This is a genomic window from Vibrio sp. PID23_8, from assembly GCF_003584965.1.
Taxonomy (GTDB): Bacteria; Pseudomonadota; Gammaproteobacteria; order Enterobacterales; family Vibrionaceae; genus Vibrio.
Window position 1 is genome coordinate 478,187 of sequence record NZ_LIXE01000003.1, and the last position, 17,817, is coordinate 496,003.

Genomic DNA, 17,817 nt, shown 5'->3' on the forward strand with positions numbered 1-17,817 from the left:
TATGGAAAATCCGTTTTTTACTGCCCTTGCGGGCAATGGCGTTGATTCGCAAACTTTGGCCGATCAGACTCAGAAAGTTCTTATGCCTTTTCGACATTATCTCAACAACAGTATTGAGGCGCTAAAGAACAAAGAAGTCAGTTGTGAATGGAAACCTGTCGCCAATAAACGCTACCAGCTTCGACCGGACAAACGTATCTGGCAATTCATGCCGATATGCGAGATTGAGGTTGCCGCTGGAAAGGAACACTATTACCAGATCCTGTCGGTTGATGGTGAGCTACCTGACACAAATTTTTTCCCTGATGAAGACGACCCTATTTGGCAAGGGAAAGGCAAGGGTAGGCGCAAGACTAGCATACCCGATGGTGGTTATAATGACCTTGATTATCAACTTTATTTGCCTGATCTTGAGTTAGATGATGAACCAATTTCATGGAGCGGTTACCACCTCGAACTACGGCCTTTAGCAGTGCAACTGGATCGGTTGGATTCGGTTCATATTGACGGTCAAGAGTGCAAAGTCACCCATCAGATTAATAATCAACTCATGCTACAAGGGCATGTTAAAGCGGACAGTAAACTTTCTATCAAGGGTCAAGACACCTCTTTCTTGTTGCAGAAAGGATTGGATGAATCCGGCCTGAAACAATGGCAAGCCAAGACAGAAAACAATGGCTGGTTGCTATTTTCTGAGTCACCTCCACAACTAGATGGCCATAAACTGGAAGATGTGACCGACAAGCGACTTGCTGAGCTCAGTTGTGGTCACTTTCAGTTGCATGGGCACCCTTTGCAAAGTGATCAGTGGGAGCTGCGGATAGAGGGTACACAAAAAGCGAAAAGCCTGATACTTGAAAGTCATATCAATAAAGTACTAAAGGATTCTGGCTCACTTACCTGCAATGCATTTCCCGCACTAAACTGGCAACTGGAAAAAACCTCAGTCGAAGAAAAATGGATTCAGCTTATAGAAAAAAACAATGGCGACGACACTGGAAAATCCGATCTGGATTACTTCTTTGGTGATAACCAGAACATCAAGATACTGGATTCGACTCAGCGTAAGTTTGACGATGGCTTTCGTGTCCTCAAAGCTCGTCCTGATGAACGTCAAATACTTCTGGCTAGAAATATCAAAGGGAAGAGAAACTCGCTTAGTGAGTACCCATCTCAACAAGGGAAATCCTGCGAGATCCGAGTGAGTGTGGATACGAGTCAGTTGATGCGTCAGAAAGATGCTATCAACCAGCTGATGAGTAGACCCTCTGCAGGTCATTGGCCGCTGATCCAGATGTTGCAGACACGCAAGCAAACGCGTTGGCCAGAGGTAACCGCAGCTCAGCTCCCTGAATCAAGTTGGACGGTACTCACAGATCCAAACTTTGATGGCTGTGATCGCCAGCGAGAGTTTGTTCTCAAGGCCTTGGCAAACAGAGATTTCACTATTCTTGATGGCCCTCCAGGGACGGGGAAAACCACCACAATTCTAGAGTTAATTATGCAGTTGGTGCAACAAGGCAAACGTATTCTGTTATCGGCCTCGACTCATGCTGCGATAAACAATGTTCTAGAACGTATCAAAGAAAATGCGGCACTCTCAGCAAAAATCTTTCCCTTACGTATCGGTGATGAAAACAACGCCATTGGCGTTGAGGAATTCCAGTTCGATAACCTGCTAAATGAACTTCAACAAGTTCAGGGCTGTGAACAACTGAGTAAGCAGTTAATGGTGGACTCTTCCAATCTGGTCTGCGGTACCACCATCGGCATTTTGAGACTTTTTAACGAACGCGATATCTCTCTGGAGACCGGCGAACCGCCGTTTGATGTGATGATCATCGATGAATGCAGTAAAACCACCTTTCAAGAGTTTCTTGTTCCTGCACGCTTTGCCAAACGCTGGGTATTGGTAGGTGACGTGCGCCAGTTATCGCCTTTTACCGACCGAGAGCAAATCGTTGCCAATCTCGATAATCTGATGCTCGTCCCGCCAAAAGGCAAAGCTCCAAGTCAGAACCTTGCTGCTGCAGTTCAGCAAGCGTGTTTTTTATTAGAAGAACTACGTGGAGATCACGACGCTCCCTACTCCCAGCCAATGCTGGTACCTGTAACACGTGATGTCGCCAACGCTTTGGCTGCAGAAATTCGAACACGCGCTTCAATACAATCCATGGCTAACGGTATGGACAAGTTACAGGTCATAATGGACAACGCCTGTCGTGACGGTAACCTGTACTGTTTTGGCTTACGTCAGGTTCAACAAAGCCCTGAACTGCTTTATCACTACAATGTGTATTTTGTCGAAGAAAGCTGTTTGGGAGCTCTGTCTCACTGGGTTCCGAATGATATGTTGATCCTGCATCCGGATTGGAGTCGTACATCGCAGGCAGCGCAGCATCGGCGGTTAGGGACTTCGACCAAGCGGTTCAAGGTTAAAACAACAGATTATACTGACACCAAGATAATCCATAACGAGTTATTCGAGCGTCTCGATAGCACCAAATGGTCTGAAGAGGTGTGCTGGCGTCTGGAGCGAGAGTATTGGCTGCGGTTATCCGCCAATCGAAACAGGAAAACGGGTTATCTACGCGATACGCTAGAACGCCTGTTTCCAAAGTCTGTATCGGCTGATGGCCGGATCCACGTACTTAAAAACATCGCTTTTCCATCCATTTTGGAGGCACTTTCTGGGGATGGACTGGTAAAACGCAAACACGATGAGCCAACGACATTGAACCAGGGTTTTGATTCGGCTGAGAAACGTCAACGTTATACGACACTAACCTTTCAACACCGTATGCATCCGGATATTTCGGCATTCCCTCGACAGCAATTTTATCCAAAAGGTGTACTGGATGATGGCGGTAAAACGCGATCAGATCGAGCATGGAACTATCAGAAGTACCATTCCCGTAATATCTGGCTGGATGTCCGTGGAACCACTTTGCGGGGCAACAGTAACAAACAAGAAATACAAGGCTTGATTCGCGAGTTGCAGGATTTCTGCACTTGGGCGGAAAGTAATAGTAAAAACAAAAAAGGTGAGCCCTTTGATGTGGCGATTCTAACTTTCTACAAAGGCCAAGAAAAAGCCTTAAGGGAAGCTTTGCAAAATTTGCCAGGTAACGCCAAACGATACGCAAGATTTAACGTCAAGGGCATATCGATAAAGCTGGCCACGGTGGATTATTTCCAGGGCCAAGAAGCGGATGTGGTCTTTCTGTCAATGGTGAACACACATCGTGATGGCTTTATGGACTCACCGAATCGTCTTAATGTTTCCATTACCCGCGCCCGTTACCAGCTTGTGATTGTAGGCCACCATGAATATTTCTCTCAGCGTTCGCGAACGCCGGAGTTAAATAATCTCGCTAAATCCTGTCATGTTATCGCGCCAAGCACCCAAAGTCACTCTAGCAAAAATGCTGACAAGAAACGGAAGTCTCGTCGATGAAGAATCAATCAAGAAACAAACACTCCCGCCAGAATCAGTCGGAGAAAGGGGCTAACCGTCGCACGGCATCTGTTAAAAACCTCGACGGCAATACAGGCTCACTGGCATTAACACTCAGCAGAACCGTCAGTCTTAAACGCTATCCCGTGATTGCTAAAGTCACTTTCCTGCGAGAGCGGCCAGACCTTCAGACCTTATTAAATGCTATTTTGCATAACCCAACAGATATGCCCCCCCGATTGAAAGCCTATCTCAAACAAGAAGCATTATGGGATCCGTCAGGAATCACTGAAAAGGGTCAACGCGTCATTGATACTGGCCTGTTCGAAGCCAAAGAACGTGGCCTATATCATATCTGGTACACAAACAACGACCGGTTGCTGGGAACTCGCCCAGTGATGATGCAAAGGGATACCGCAATTTTTGAGCCGAGTAAGGCAAGCTGGAAGAAAGGGGTTGATGCCGCTCGGTCAGAATTCCGAGTCGATCAGCTTTTGCAGCTGAATGTACTTGAAGAGTCCTTTGCCGATCGCAACCGATCTGCATTGAAAAGTATTACCTTACCCTTGTCCTCACTAGAGCCTGAAGTGATTTGTTCATCTGAAAAATCAGCAGAGATTGAGCTTATATGGCAGTTGGGGATATCGAATTCAACGGTCAATTTGAAAGGTTCGTTGGATATGTTGTGTTTTCAAGCCCAAAATGGCTATCACAAATCCAGCCCTCGTCCAGAAGTTCTTGAACTCTCCATTAATGATTTTGGTGATCGTATCAATGATGTCATGATGGCTGTTGCCAGTGAGTTTAATGGCCAGTGGCAGCCAGAAAAACAATGTCTGACGGCTCCGCTAAATCAAATTGACCACGATCCCGCCGCGGTAGAGAAATTTCAGATTAACCGTTTTAGTTGTTCGAACCTCAACACGAGTATGGATGTGTTCCGCTCTATCCAAGCCACGTACATTCCGGTTCAACCTGTTGATCAAAACGATGCTGAAGATTGGCATCGCTTCTGGCTGCAAGAGTTTTACCGTAAACAATATCACTCATCAGAAACTGCCCGAAAACAACAATCTGAATGGCTGAATAACACGGCCTTGAATGATTTCGAGTTGCCATTAAAAGAACATCACTCTTTGTTATCTGAGCTAAAAAGAGAAACTCAACCAGAAGCTTACTGGCATATTGCTACCATGGCGGATTTGACTCCATCTAGCAGCAGCAAGTTACGCATGCCAATCAGTTTGGTCAATGGTGATACGCTAGACATCAACATGTTGCTGCAAAAATTGACGAATGAGGGGCCTATCTATCAAGTCATTTACTCTGATCGCTATGTTCATACACCACGTCACAGTCGTAACTTAAAGTCCATTGCCGATTGCCTAATACACGCTGACGGCTTGCTCCTGACCCTAGACAAGCCGCATGGAAAAATAGCAAAACTGCCTACTAATTGGTCTCACGAAACCTTGCGTAAGGAAAGTGACAACCACGGGAGGTACTGGATTTTGATTGGTAGCAAGCAGACTTGGTGTTGGGAATGCAGCAGCGGATTGGATTTTATTCGTGATATTGACTCGACTTTCTACGTTGATGGCTCCCCAACTTTCACCCCGAAAGAAATCACTGAACTCCCTCAATATCTCCAACATCAGATTAGTCATGTACACAGTATGAGAAAAAACATCGCAGCGGAGGCTCTCTAATGACACGGATCGCACCTCGTCATGAACACTTCACGACGACCTATCACCACGAGCAGCTACCCGCTTTGTTCAAAAAGCAGTATTCCGATGCTGATATCAGTGAAAGTTTACCTCAGCATGATTCCGGCCATTTAAACGCTTTAGTATCAAACTCGCGCCAAACCGTCTTGATTGCCAGTGAACAGCTGAAAGAAGAGTCTCTGATTCAGTCTATTAAAGCGCAAGCAGACAAAGGCATTCGTGTTTACCTGTTATTAGGTGCCAAAGCGATGAACAAAGCAGCAATTGATGCCCTATCCGGCCGCTGCCTCATTCGCACTGGCGTTCAACAACAAGGGGCATTGATACTAGTCGATCACGCCACCACCGACGCGCAAGGCCTTCTGTTAATGTCGCATTCGCCTTTGGTGACGAAAAGTGAATATGCCTGGGGTATTCAACTGGAGTTGCCGCAAATCGAGGACAGTTTTCGTAGTTTCTGTAAGTTGTTTTGGCAATCCAGCAGCGAAGAATATCTGCATCAAAACCAACCTAAATCCAGTGTTCAACATCCTGATGGAGCGGTTTTGACAAACCACTCTCATCACTTGGGTGGAACATTAAAAGATTGTCTGAGCGATACGCTGGATCAGTTGCGTGCCGCGACTCACTCTGGGTTTGGCGCTGATGGCGATAACTGGCGCTTACTATTGGATAGCCAGTCAAATCAAATAGCAACGTTGGCACGCCATGGTGTTGCGTTGACCAACAAGCCTCTTCCATCCCTGTTGTTGTCAAGCGATGGCCACTGGCTTTTGCCCGATGAAACCGACTTTGCCGTTACCAACTGGTGCCTAAAGTTATCAGTAACTCAAAGCGAAAAGCTCGAGCAAGCTTACGATCAGGCATTTGAAGACGCCGCCTGGCAGTATCAAGATGAAACGGCAATCGGTGAGTTTGCCTCTCAACAGCGATTGCGCTTTGCCGCACACCCCGAGCTCGAATGCATCGTTGAGGATAATCGTGAAATCGAACTTGATGCTATCCATACCCAAAGCATAGATAGCTTTTTGAATGACGATGCCAATGCACTCGCATCAGAATTTACAGCGTGGAAATATGAGCAATTAGCCCATGCAATTCACTACAACGTGCTGATACATCCACCCTACTGTCCGAATGAGGCAAAGCCAGATAACTTGTATAAGTTATGGGAAAATACCGAAAGAGACTGGCAGAAGCGACTGGATGATTTACTCAATGAACAGTCAAACATTGATCAACAGCAAGCCCGCATCTCAGATAAATTGAAAGGTTTCATCAAGGGTTTCTTACTAGGACAAGGGCAATCTACCAAAGGGCTGAATCGAGAAATCGACACCCTTAAGGCTTGGTCTGTCATTACCGCGACACCAGCAGAGCGGACAGAATATCGTCAACGTCTAACAACCTTAGCATTGAATATTCGTAAGCGAGGGACTGATACCGCCCGGAATATGGATATGGCCGAACAAAATCAGCGCTGGGAGCAACAGCGATCCAATCTTCAGCAAGATGTTGATAATAACACTGACCAGTTGAACGAGAAAACTGCTGAGCTTAAACAGTTGAAAGACAATGAGTCAGAAGCCCGCGGCCGCGTTACCGAAGAATTTCACTCGAACTGGGTATCCGAAACAGAGAAATTGACTGACCAACAACTGGATTCGGTTCAGATAGGTGGTTTAACGCTCGAACAGTTTATGCCAGATACACTGCCCGCACTCCCCGAGCCAAGCCCCAAAAATGCGGATCAGGAAACAAAGCAAGCAAATCAGCAAGCGATCAATCAAGCACAAGCAGACAGGGAAAAAATCCACCAAGCAGCCCAACAAGGTTGGCGCGAAGCCAAACGTCTGTCGATTCGTAATATGACGCTTGATCAGGCAAACCATTGGAAAGCATCGATTAAAGATAAGATTTGGAGAAAGCACTATAAAAACTTTGAGCGCTGCATAGCGACTTATGAACAGGGCCTTAACAAAGTCGAACGTGAGATTCAGGCGGCGACAAAGGCTTTAGATAATATCAAAGCGGAACAAGGCCATTCAAAAAAAGCGCTCGATGAGCATGGCTCATCGTTTGTGTATAAATCTAAACAAGCAACCGATGCCTTTGCCAAACAACTAGGACTTTCCGAGAGTAAATCAGGAGACAGTGAATTTCAATGGCCATCTGATGAGCTACCAACCAATGGTACAGAACTGCGCGAACACCAACAGAAACGGTATCTAGTGGTCTTTGAGTACCACCAGATTGATCAAGCTAAGTTAGACGCTCAACGTTTAAACGCTGAAATTGTGTGTCACAAGGAGAGTGAACATGCCTGAACAGAAGATCACCCTGCTCATTGATGAAGAGGGGGCTATTACAGCCAAAACCAGTGGCTTTAAAGGCGAAAGTTGCCTCGAAGCCCTAGATGATTTGTTGGATCTGGAGAGTAATGTTAGCAGTGTCAAAAAGACAGATGAGTATCACCAGCGACAGACTTTAGTCCAGCGCAATAAGCTTGAAGTAAAGCGGAGATAACCGATGAGTGCAGTGATTAAAACCACAACCCCTTTTGTCATGGAGGAGATTTTATTTCAGGCTTTGGAGTCGATTGGAGCAGAGCCGGTTAAAATTAATCAACAGAATATCGCGCAAACCCACCATAGTGGCGGCTTGGTTATCGGTGATATTCTGACCAACCGTTCAGACTATTATGGGAGACAACATTTCCGGCAAGAAAATGGAAAGTGGCTTTTACGCCACGACTCAAGTGAGATGAACGGGCGAGTGGAAAATTTAAACAATAGTCACTACAAACCTGTTCGTAACTTCCTGCATGAACTTTCATCTTGTTATTTAAAATATTACGAGCAGCACCTAGAAAAAGTTGCCGAGCAAGAACGTATCCGCCTAGAAGAAGAGCGTAAAGCTCGGGTAGAAGCAACGAAACGAAAGGCGATTGAAAAAGCCAAAGCACAGGGCTACTCAGTCAAAGAAACGCTCAAAGGAAATCAAATCCAGTTGGTTTTGGTGCGGACGGTTTGAATGATGGCGGTAAATTACGGCGAATATTTTAATCTGGCTCATGTGGAGCCATTGTCACATATCTATGGCCCTGGTCAGCGTTTTGTTGTTTGGCTACAGGGCTGCCGATTGGCCTGCCCAGGATGCTGGAATACCGACATGTGGTCGTTTTCGTTTAAAGAAAAAGTGCACAGAACTGCATTACTACAACAGATCCTGTCTGAGACAGAGATTCAAGGCGTCACTTTTCTTGGCGGCGAGCCGCTACATCAATCAGAAAACCTCTGGTGGTTAATGGAGCAAATCAGGCAACACTCTGATTTGACCATATTTTTGTTTACTGGTTATGAAGAAGAAGAGCTGACCGAGCAAGGAAACATGCACAAAATTGAGTCGCTATGTGATATCGCGGCCATAGGGCGCTTTGATATTAACCAGAGAAATATCCAACAGCAATGGATAGGCTCAGATAACCAAAAATTACTCTACCCATTGAATTCACGGGAGCAACAGAATCAACAACTTCAAAATGAGGTTGAGATCATTATCTGCGAGGATGAAAGTATCAGAGTGTTAGGATTTCCTGATCACAACCTGAGTCTGATTTTTGGAGGGTAGAAATGGCGTGCTCGACATCCTCTACTAGAAGTATCAAGTAAATTGACGAAACAACTAGTTTCGCTATTGTTCGAGACCTTCTTACACAATTGGGCAACAGATTGTTGCCCAAATAAATCTCATCATGATTATGTGCGTACACAATGTGTCTGGGGCATAAATGGGCTATACAAGCATTACGCAACCTAACCAAACGCAGATATAACACGTTGCTTGAACGCTTGAAGTGAGAGTTCATCGGAATGTTTGCCATCTTGCTTCGACAATAAATCGCTACTACCTGCTTTCCAAGCGACAATGCCTGTTGGATCATTTTCGCTAGCTGCATTACCGGTGACCAAGTTAAACACCGACTCGTCAGCGCCTGTACTTGCGCTAACCTCTCGCTCCATCCATACACACGCCTCTGGAATATCCTGCTCGATACGTTCCGCAAACTCTATCAAGCTTTGCTCTGCAAACGTGAACAACCAAGCCTCTTGCGGTGCAGCACTATTAACGCGTAGCACTCGGCCAAGCACTTGCCTAAAATACAATTCCGTCTTTACTGCACTTAAATGGCAACAAACCTGAAGTCTTGGAATATCGGTACCTTCGCTGATCATCCCGACACTGACGATCCACTGCTGATTGCTATTTCTAAATCGCTCAATTTCCGCTAATGGCTGCTCGTGCTTGTAAGTGACGATTGCTGTAGATTGCCCAAACTTATTGGTGAGTAGCTGCTTTATATGTAAGGCATGCTCAACTGACGCTGCAACAACAAGACCTGCTGCGTTTGGAGTTTGCGATCTCAAATGCTCTAGCTTCTCACAGGCTAATCTCAGCAAGTATTCCATCGCATCATGATTGTGGATGACATGCAGGTATGAATTACCTGTTCGCTTCAACATTTCTGCGATAGAAGTAAATGATTGAGAGGTCTCTTTACCAACCACCGACAGTTGATTGCTATCAACCAGTACAATTTTTGGAGAGCGGCATACATTGTCGGCAACAGCTTGTTTTAAAGAGTATTGATAATCTACACGCAAGGTTCCAAGATCATTGGTGTAATCAGCCATTGCGATCGGTAAGGTATCGGATCGCCATGGAGTACCTGATAATGCGAGGGTGTAAGATGCTAGGTTTTGGATTTTCGCTAGAACTTGTTTGCCCCATACGTTCCCGCACCGGTTTCTGAGCCTGCGCAATGATGAATCTCATCAAAAATAGCGAATACTCGATAACGCTTAAGAGCATGCAAGAATTCATCATCAACAAACTGCAGTGATTGGTAGGTCATTGATTGACCTACCGAACCCAATGTGCCACTAAAAGGTCGCTGTAATATTGCTGAAAAGGTTGTTTTCATCCCATCCGATATAGTCCGTGAAGGAGAAAAGCAAAGAACGAGGTCAACAAAATTCAGTTCCAGAAGCCTTGATGCTATGGTAGCAGCAAGCACTGTTTTACCTGCTCCTGGCGTTGCCTGACAGAAGAAATGGCTTTCTCCACTGAGGTATTTATTGATGGCCGCTGTTGCGCATTCTTGTTGCCACCCCCTCAACATGCCTTTTGCTCACTCGCGATCGTATCAAGGACCGTCGTCAACACATTCACCTTACCTAACAACTGTGCAGAGCGCTCTCTGGCTTGATTCAGCAACAGAGCAAGTTTAGGCTCAAGCTCAGGAAAGCGTTGAATTAATGACTGGTATTCTCCCACTTCACCAAGTGCAATCTCCAACTCGCCACGCGACTCATTCCGCTCACTGGCTAATACCGACCAAGTGAGTACTTCTGCCTCAATTACCTCGACAGACGTAGGTTTAGGTGCAAACTCATAAACATGTAACAACTCCGTTTGAAAATAGCGCTTGTTGGCTCGTGAGCCTTCAACTCTCAACCAATTGTTACGTTCAAAGCGCAGCAATTGACGATAGAGCCGCAAACGCAGATTCGCTAAATCACAAGTTTGCTCAACATAAGGCAAGGATGCATCCCGTAATTCGACGACTGAAAAGCCATCCATTCTTTTTTCAATCAATAGCTTGTGCATTAACGCATCAATTTTTCTAGATCGTCTCATTGGTAACTCAAACAACTACTAAAACTAAGGATTGCTTAGTATGCGCAAATCAGTAAAACTAAGAAAATCTTAGTTAGATAAAGACTACCAGTATGATGACTACGTGCCATTCCAAAACCCATTTCCACAGCGCCTCAGAGAGGCCCGTAAGCAAGCGAACTTGTCCCAAAAAGCCTTGGGTGTCTGTATAGGCATGGATGAAAGTACGGCGAGTGCGAGAATGAACCAATACGAGAAAGGAAGACACACGCCAGATGTGCGAACGTTGAAGCTCATCGCTGATGCGCTTGATGTGCCACTGAATTACTTTTTTTGTGAAGATGAGGCGTCAGCAGAGTTAGCAATTGCAATCTCTAAACTCTCTGCCGACCAGAAGAAGAAAATTGCCGAGATTATCGCCAGTCTTCCTTCTGAAGAATGACGATGCACATTAATTGGACCTTCGTAACATTTATTTCAGACTGTCACAAAAGTAAGCCGACCGAAACTTTTGGACATATATGGACGCCCCTGTGATTGCAAGAACTGATTAGGTTCGGCTCGCTGACATATATCCGACGTCTCTATGAGCTTTTACTGCTCGCGCCATGATGTAATCTGCTCTCTACTTCCTTTACATTTCCACGGCATCAGTAATGCCTTGTCCAAAACTAGGTTTTCGCAGAGACGTTGACCGTTAGTTCATCAATACTTGCAAACTCGGGTACTGCTGTTTAACTGTAGAAAATTCTATATATTAACTGTTACGCAAAGGCTTTATTCACATTGAACTGTTCACCTGAGCTTAGAAGATGCCATCCAATTCGACATAGCTTATTAGCCAAGGCGACAACAGCTTTGACTTTGCCTCTTCTGGCAATAAGCTCCCGTAACCACATTCCCATCTTATCCTGACGTTTATCTGCATACCGAACAACCGCTCGTGCGCCATGCAAGATTAGCGTTCGTAGCTGTTTATTGCCGTTTTTGGTAATACCTTTCAGGCAGGATTTACCTCCTGAGCTATGCTGCTTAGGGACTAAACCACACCAAGCAGAAAACTGACGGCCATTAGTGAATTGTTTTCCGGTACCGAGTTCACTGATTAATGCAGAGCTGATAATGGGGCCAAATCCCGGTACTTCTTGTAATGCCTTAAAACGGTGGTTGGTTTTACACAGCTCAATTAGGTCGTGTTCTACTTGCTGAATATCTCGATTTAACTGCCTAAGCTCATCGTAGTTTTCAATCAATAGACGTCTCATAATATGGGATAGCTGATTACTCGCATCTTCAATAGCTAATGGTAAAAGTTCTTGAAACTTAGTCACATGCTTAGGAAATATCACTCCGTATTCAGCGGCCATAGCACGAGATTGATTAACTAAAGCAATGCGATTATCGACGAGGCGTTGACGGACATTTCGCAATGCTTTGATATCTTGCTGCTCAATAGTTTTTACTTGTACTGGGTGAACGTCTGGTCGTTGGGAAGCTTCGCATATTGCTCTTGCATCATTAGCATCGTTCTTCTGATGCCCCACAAACGGTTTAACGAATTGAGCTGGTATTAGCATAACTTCAAACCCGTGCTGCTTCATTTGCCGAGCCCAGTGGTGGGATGATGCACAAGCTTCCATTGCGATGAGAGTGTTCTCTGGAAGCTGAGTCAGCTTAGTCATCAAATCGCTTCTGGTGATCTTTCTGTTCCATGCCACCTTGTTATCATGAAGTAGAACACAAACCTGAAAGACGGATTTGGCAATCGATACCAACAACTTTAATGTTCATGATGGATGCTCCTTCGTAATTAAGTGCTAACACCTTAATTCTGGCTCATCGAAGCCGTTAATGGGGGCGTCCATCACATCATTTCCGAGCTAGCTAAAATAGCTAGCTCAGTGACTAAGAAAAATTTCTTCTAGGTCGTCATAATTAGGCAGGTCATTCACAGTTGTCTGCTTAGGGTTTTCTACTCATGATGATGACTTATTTCACTTCAAGGTACTGATTAAAAAATGAAATTATCGGCTGATAACCACCCGACACTTCAATGATATAAGCAATAGCAATATGCTCATTGGTATCAATGTCAGCACAGTAACCTTTACTGTTGAAGCCGGAATAGTTTGAGCTGGATATATAACGCGAATTCCTGCCCGTTTTAATGGATACGTTATCGATCTGCTGTACTCGGTGATCCATCTCTTTTTTATGCTTTGGATGCACGCAAACAGTTAATCTAGCGTCTTTGAGTCCGGTCTTCCTGCTGATGTAAGCTAAAATAGCTCCATCTGAACTCACGGCAAGTTCTTTCGACGTGCGAGACTTGTTGGGGTTAGTATCCAAACCCATCTCAGCCAACAAGGCCCTTAACTGTTGCTCCACATCGTCTCGTATAAATTTGTCAATTGGTGAGCGCAGATCGCTAGCTTGCACATCCTTACTTAAAGTTCGCATGGATTTTTTACTCCCACTGGCCACCGAGCTAATTCGTTTGCTTGACGAATGCTGACTAGGGTCAACCATCGGGTGGATTGGTCGGTCACCACGTGGCAATTTAACACCTAGATCTGTTAATTGCTGGAATAACTCCGATTTCATCTCATTCAATATCTTACTATTGGTTTTGCTCGACAAGCTTTCTTTACTTTTATTTTCCATGAAATAAGCCAATCGTTCAGCGTTCGCGCCCGAGGGGTGAGGCAGCCCCTTCAAAATTTGCTCGGACTTAATGAAACCTTGCTGGGCTAGGTATGCAAGGATGTCACTAGTTCCTTTGCCGAGCGGAATAAACAATACGTCATCAGGAAGGCGCTGACACTCACTAGCTAAGTACGTGTCGACCATCTGTTTTAAGATAGGATTTGTAAGTCCCTGCTTGGCTGAGCTGATGGGTTCACCATTCACCAAGACTGGATAACGAAATACAGATGTACTGTGCAGTAAATGCTGATCTGTTGAAAACAGTTGACTTGCGGATTCTAGCCCCCAATGGGTATTCAATCCTAGGTAGTCCAAAAGGTTTATCAAGTTACTACGAAGCGCGCCAGAAAAGCTGGCTGTATCTTTTACTTTCTCTAGGATGATCGATGAAGTCTCGCCATTATTTATCAATTCACTGGCGCACAAATTCGCATTTTCTGCTTGGGTCTTTCCGGGAGAGATTCCAACGATGCAGATTTTGGCTCTCGGTTTTATAGCATCAAAAGGGGAATAATAAACGTCTATCGTACCATCACTCATCATTCTCAACTCAGGAGTGAAAGGTTGATTTTTTACATAGTTTGACAAGCATGATTTGAATCTTTCAAAGTTGCATTCCATAAATTCCCTACTTAGTTTCGTTTAATCTTTCCGCTAAAATAATAGCCACATGTGATCATAGAATTACCATCAACGCTGATGACTAGATAAGGGGGATTCTTTGCACTGAGCTTATCTATTAAGCGTCTAATAACTTTCAGTTTTCGCTTTTTAGTTCTTTGGGGATATTCATCTGAACTCCGCAGGTAAATCAAAACTTCTTTGAGCGCGTTCAGCCATCGGCTTTTCTCTTTGTTCGAGATCGCACATAGAGAAGTACCTCCTTTTTGATAAAAGTGTCGGCCTATAGAAGACAAAACATTAATTTCATCTTCACAAATTCCTCGCTGGGCGGATCTGAGTTTTGCATGTTCAGTTAAATTCATCATATGCTCCTATTTCAGTCCTAAGGCTTTTAAAATAAGCGAAGCATCTTTTGAGACTTGTTTCGTTGGCACATGTTGTTTTGAATTAGCCATAAGTCCTCCCTGTCTGTATTGGCTTTAGTTGCGGTTTAGTCGACTTAGCCATCTCATCGCTTCTTCGCGAGTTACGTAGGTAAACCTTCCTTCCTTTATAACTGAAAGTCGGCGGTGCTCTGGCGTAGAAGGTGAAGCTAGGTTCCTTACCGCGCGTTCAGTTTGATAGCCACCGAGCAGTGTTAATTCACGGAAACTGAAGTGTTCAAGATGAAGACCAAGACTCTCAATATGGTCATACGGCAGACTCAACTTAAAGTCTCCAGATATACCATGATAGTAATCAGGTAAACCGCCAAAAATCATTTTTAGATTTGCAATGAATGTTATGAAAAATCGATTAATTTTATCTGCTGAATATCCTGTCTCCAAAACACCAATGCGAAGAAGGGACTCATAAGCCAAGCAAGGTGATAGTGTTTCAGCATAAAACATGTGTAAATCGCAATTACAATCAACAAAATGTTCATCCAAATATTTCTTCTTGTTTTTCGTAACAAAACAAAACTCATAAACCTCTCTAAGCTTCCAAAGTAAATGTGATGCGTATTTCGGTGATTGCGAACGCTCGTTTCGGTTTATTCCGATCACTTGATCCTGCCGTTTTTCTCTCTACCTATTTTTACTCTAAGTGATCGGATTGCGCCAATTTTCTCATCGACTCACCTCCCAGTTCTATTCGATGACTATTGTGTACCAGCCGATCCATTAGAGCGTCTGCGACTGTGGCGTTTCCGATCATGTTGTACCATTCCTTTACTGGTAATTGACTGATGACGATTGTGCTGCTGTTTTGGTAACGGTCTTCAAGCACTTCTAACAAGTGACCTGCATGTTCTTGGGTCAGTTTTTCCATCCCCCAGTCATCAAGGATCAGTAAGGCTTTTTTCGCCAGCGATTGGAGTTGTTTTTGATAGCTACCATCCAGACGACCTGCGGTCAGGTCATCAAGCAAGCGAGTTAATCGGTAGTATCTGACCGTGTGTTGTTGGTCGCAGGCACTGGTTGCCAGTGCGCAACCAAGATAGGTTTTGCCTGCACCTGTTGGGCCTGTGATCAAGATGTTCTGGTGCTTGTGCAGATAACTGCCCGTCAGAAGTTCGCTCATCTGTTTGCGATTGAGATTTCGTCCTTCTTTATAGATGAGTTGGCTTGGCTGCGCATCCACTCTCAGCTTGGCTTGTCGTTTCAGGCGTTGGATTTTGGTTTGATTACGATTCAAGATTTCACTTTCCAGAAGCAGGCTTAGCCTTTCCTCGAAGTCCAGCTCTGCGTAGGTGCTCAGTTGTTCTTGTTGCTGCTCTAACGCTTTCACTGCATGGCTCAAGCGGAGGGTTTTGAGTTGGTCGTTCAGTGCGTTCATATCTTTTCTCCTAGTGATAACAGTTCGGGCCACGGACATTGCTATGAACAAGGTTCGGCGTGCTTGCCTTGTCTTTGCTTAGCTGTCCTTCACGATTATTTTTCAGCAGATTGCTGATGAAGGTGTAGTTCGGTTTTGTCAGCATCAGCGCATCTTTACAGGCTTGCTCTAAGCGCGATTCGCCATGCGCTTTGCTCAGATTGAGCAGACCAAGGCAGGAGCGATACGACTGCTCTGGATGAGGCTTGGAGTTGAGCATCTTATTGACGACTTCTCGTGTAGCTGGACCGATATTGGCTCCCCAGTTGAGCAGGCGTCCAGGCGACCACTTCTGATGTTGATGATTACTCGGCATGTGCTCTGGCTGGGTGCTGTTTCCGCGTTCTCTTTGGCTACGTGGATGTTGGGCGACCAAGTTACCTTGATGGTAGATCTGCACCAGACGGTTGGAGGCTTCCAGTTCGACATGGTGACCAACAAGTTGATGTGGCACCGAGTAGTAGTGGCGGCGATATTCGATGTGATAATCAGGCCCGACTTTGGCTCGTTTGGTTTCGGTATACAGGTAACGCTGTTTGGGGAGGGGCTTTAACGCAGGCTTATCGAGTTTGTCGAGCAGCGCTTTACGACTTGCACCATACTGTTTCATCTCACGTTGGTTTAAGTCGTTCATAAGCTGACGGATGGCGAGATTCAGTTCCTTGAAGGTATGGAAGGTTTGGTGTCGTAGCCGCATCATGATCCAGCGCTCCACTAAGAGCACGGCATTCTCGGCCTTGGCTTTGTCTTTTGGTTTGTAGGGGCGAGCTGGCATTACGGCAGTTTGATAGTGATTCGCCAGTTTCTGATAACTATCGTTAAGCCTTGGCTCATAACGGTTAGCTTTGGTGACCGCGCTGCGCAGATTATCGGGAACCAAGAGTTGTGGTACGCCGCCGAAGTGTTCGAACGCATTTGCATGCGCCTCTAACCAGTAGGACTTACCTTGGCTCGGGAAGGCTTCAACATAGGTGTAATTGGACGCACCTAAGGTCGCCACGAACACTTCTGCTTCGCGCACTTCACCTGTATCAGGGTTGACCACTTGAAGTCGAGGTCCACAGTAATCGATAAACAGCTTGTCACCTGCAACATGGAGCTGGCGCATGCTGCGCTTTTGGGTTTTGAACCAGCGAGTGAAGTGCTCGCAGAACTGAGTGTAAGCGTAAGCTTGCTCTTGATATTGCTCATGATACTCCTGCCAGAGCAACATCTTCGTCATGCCTTTACGTCTGAGTTCGACTGCGTATTGCGTGAAGTCTGGCATGACTTTATCGCGACTGGCTTTCTTGCCGTGATACAGAGCTTGAGTGATGTCAGCATCGCTACAACATTGAGGTAGAGGCCAACCAAGTTGGCTTTGTTTAAAGCGAGTAAGGAGTTCCGATATGGTGGAAGGGCCGAGTTTAAGGCAAGAAGCGATGCTGCGATTTGAAAGACCGCAGTCGTACTTAAGGCGTAATACCTCTTTGATTTTGTTCATTGGAGTTCTCTTTTTTGCCATTGTCGCTTCCTTACCTTCTTGTTTAAGAAGTAAAGAATAGCGAGCTATTGATTTAAAAGAGAAAAAGGTAGGATTTCGGGCTTTCCGATCGCGGTTTTCGCTATTCCGATCACCGATTTCGGAGTTAGGTTAAAAGCGATCGGATAATCGCGGAACCCCCTGTGTCAGCATAGTTGTCGTCTAGATTTTTAAGGAGATAACTATGCCAGCAAATCCAGTTCCAATTGATGTGAAAACAAAAGGTCAAACTTGGTTGTTAC

Annotated in this window: 13 protein-coding genes and 2 pseudogenes; 7 read left to right on the top strand and 8 right to left on the bottom strand. The window is 45.2% G+C overall.

The window, feature by feature from the left end:
• The first annotated feature begins 1 nt into the window (after position 1).
• The 6 genes from AK966_RS08805 to AK966_RS08830 are packed head-to-tail and all read left to right on the top strand — an operon-like array spanning position 2 to position 8,817.
• Entirely contained in the window at positions 2-3,457 is a 3,456-nt protein-coding gene (locus AK966_RS08805) for a DEAD/DEAH box helicase (RefSeq protein WP_119463969.1), read from the top strand.
• A complete protein-coding gene (locus AK966_RS08810) occupies positions 3,454-5,166 on the top strand; it encodes a hypothetical protein (protein WP_119463970.1) in 1,713 nt (570 codons plus the stop codon). Before AK966_RS08805 ends, AK966_RS08810 begins: the two co-directional genes overlap by 4 nt.
• Entirely contained in the window at positions 5,166-7,514 is a 2,349-nt protein-coding gene (locus tag AK966_RS08815; RefSeq protein ID WP_119463971.1) for a hypothetical protein, read from the top strand. The genes AK966_RS08810 and AK966_RS08815 overlap by 1 nt, the downstream gene beginning before the upstream one ends.
• Entirely contained in the window at positions 7,507-7,713 is a 207-nt protein-coding gene (locus AK966_RS08820; protein WP_099080659.1) for a DUF2997 domain-containing protein, read from the top strand. Before AK966_RS08815 ends, AK966_RS08820 begins: the two co-directional genes overlap by 8 nt.
• Before the next feature lie 3 nt (positions 7,714-7,716).
• The gene (locus tag AK966_RS08825) at positions 7,717-8,220 is read left to right on the top strand and encodes a hypothetical protein (protein WP_099080658.1); all 504 of its coding nucleotides are present in this window, start codon (positions 7,717-7,719) and stop codon (positions 8,218-8,220) included.
• A complete protein-coding gene (locus AK966_RS08830) occupies positions 8,221-8,817 on the top strand; it encodes a 4Fe-4S single cluster domain-containing protein (RefSeq protein ID WP_099080657.1) in 597 nt (198 codons plus the stop codon).
• Between the two features lie 185 nt (positions 8,818-9,002).
• Here the strand turns inward: AK966_RS08830 and AK966_RS08835 are convergent.
• A pseudogene (locus AK966_RS08835) lies at positions 9,003-10,369 on the bottom strand (DEAD/DEAH box helicase).
• A complete protein-coding gene (locus AK966_RS08840) occupies positions 10,363-10,887 on the bottom strand; it encodes a hypothetical protein (protein ID WP_099080656.1) in 525 nt (174 codons plus the stop codon). The pseudogene AK966_RS08835 and the gene AK966_RS08840 overlap by 7 nt, the downstream one beginning before the upstream one ends.
• Before the next feature lie 103 nt (positions 10,888-10,990).
• On the opposite strand from AK966_RS08840, the gene AK966_RS08845 reads away from it, so the two are divergent.
• On the top strand, positions 10,991-11,308 hold the full coding sequence (locus tag AK966_RS08845) for a helix-turn-helix domain-containing protein (RefSeq protein ID WP_119463972.1): 318 nt from the start codon (positions 10,991-10,993) through the stop codon (positions 11,306-11,308).
• 322 nt (positions 11,309-11,630) lie between these two features.
• Here AK966_RS08845 and AK966_RS08850 read toward each other — a convergent pair.
• The 6 genes and pseudogenes from AK966_RS08850 to istA form a co-directional block, all read right to left on the bottom strand.
• Positions 11,631-12,657, bottom strand: a pseudogene (locus AK966_RS08850) (IS110 family transposase).
• Positions 12,658-12,855: 198 nt separating this feature from the next.
• Entirely contained in the window at positions 12,856-14,115 is a 1,260-nt protein-coding gene (locus tag AK966_RS08855) for a hypothetical protein (protein WP_220473350.1), read from the bottom strand.
• 89 nt (positions 14,116-14,204) lie between these two features.
• Positions 14,205-14,558: a hypothetical protein gene (locus tag AK966_RS08860; RefSeq protein ID WP_119463974.1), complete on the bottom strand. Its 354-nt coding sequence runs from the start codon at positions 14,556-14,558 to the stop codon at positions 14,205-14,207.
• A 117-nt stretch (positions 14,559-14,675) separates the two neighbouring features.
• Positions 14,676-15,242: a hypothetical protein gene (locus AK966_RS08865; protein WP_182852630.1), complete on the bottom strand. Its 567-nt coding sequence runs from the start codon at positions 15,240-15,242 to the stop codon at positions 14,676-14,678.
• 31 nt (positions 15,243-15,273) lie between these two features.
• A complete protein-coding gene (gene istB, locus AK966_RS08870; RefSeq protein WP_011988345.1) occupies positions 15,274-16,014 on the bottom strand; it encodes an IS21-like element ISVch3 family helper ATPase IstB in 741 nt (246 codons plus the stop codon).
• Positions 16,015-16,024: 10 nt separating this feature from the next.
• Positions 16,025-17,557 (bottom strand): IS21 family transposase, encoded by a 1,533-nt coding sequence (gene istA / locus AK966_RS08875; protein WP_119463976.1) that lies wholly within the window; start codon positions 17,555-17,557, stop codon positions 16,025-16,027.
• Positions 17,558-17,817: the final 260 nt, after the last annotated feature.

Bases quoted from the DNA above. Each gene is read 5' to 3' on its own strand.
- AK966_RS08805 (WP_119463969.1), top strand. From the start codon at position 2: ATGGAAAATCCGTTTTTTACTGCCCTTGCGGGCAATGGCGTTGATTCG.
- AK966_RS08810 (WP_119463970.1), top strand. From the start codon at position 3,454: ATGAAGAATCAATCAAGAAACAAACACTCCCGCCAGAATCAGTCGGAG.
- AK966_RS08815 (WP_119463971.1), top strand. From the start codon at position 5,166: ATGACACGGATCGCACCTCGTCATGAACACTTCACGACGACCTATCAC.
- AK966_RS08820 (WP_099080659.1), top strand. From the start codon at position 7,507: ATGCCTGAACAGAAGATCACCCTGCTCATTGATGAAGAGGGGGCTATT.
- AK966_RS08825 (WP_099080658.1), top strand. From the start codon at position 7,717: ATGAGTGCAGTGATTAAAACCACAACCCCTTTTGTCATGGAGGAGATT.
- AK966_RS08830 (WP_099080657.1), top strand. From the start codon at position 8,221: ATGATGGCGGTAAATTACGGCGAATATTTTAATCTGGCTCATGTGGAG.
- AK966_RS08840 (WP_099080656.1), bottom strand. From the start codon at position 10,887: ATGAGACGATCTAGAAAAATTGATGCGTTAATGCACAAGCTATTGATT.
- AK966_RS08855 (WP_220473350.1), bottom strand. From the start codon at position 14,115: ATGATGAGTGATGGTACGATAGACGTTTATTATTCCCCTTTTGATGCT.
- AK966_RS08860 (WP_119463974.1), bottom strand. From the start codon at position 14,558: ATGAATTTAACTGAACATGCAAAACTCAGATCCGCCCAGCGAGGAATT.
- istB (WP_011988345.1), bottom strand. From the start codon at position 16,014: ATGAACGCACTGAACGACCAACTCAAAACCCTCCGCTTGAGCCATGCA.
- istA (WP_119463976.1), bottom strand. From the start codon at position 17,557: ATGGCAAAAAAGAGAACTCCAATGAACAAAATCAAAGAGGTATTACGC.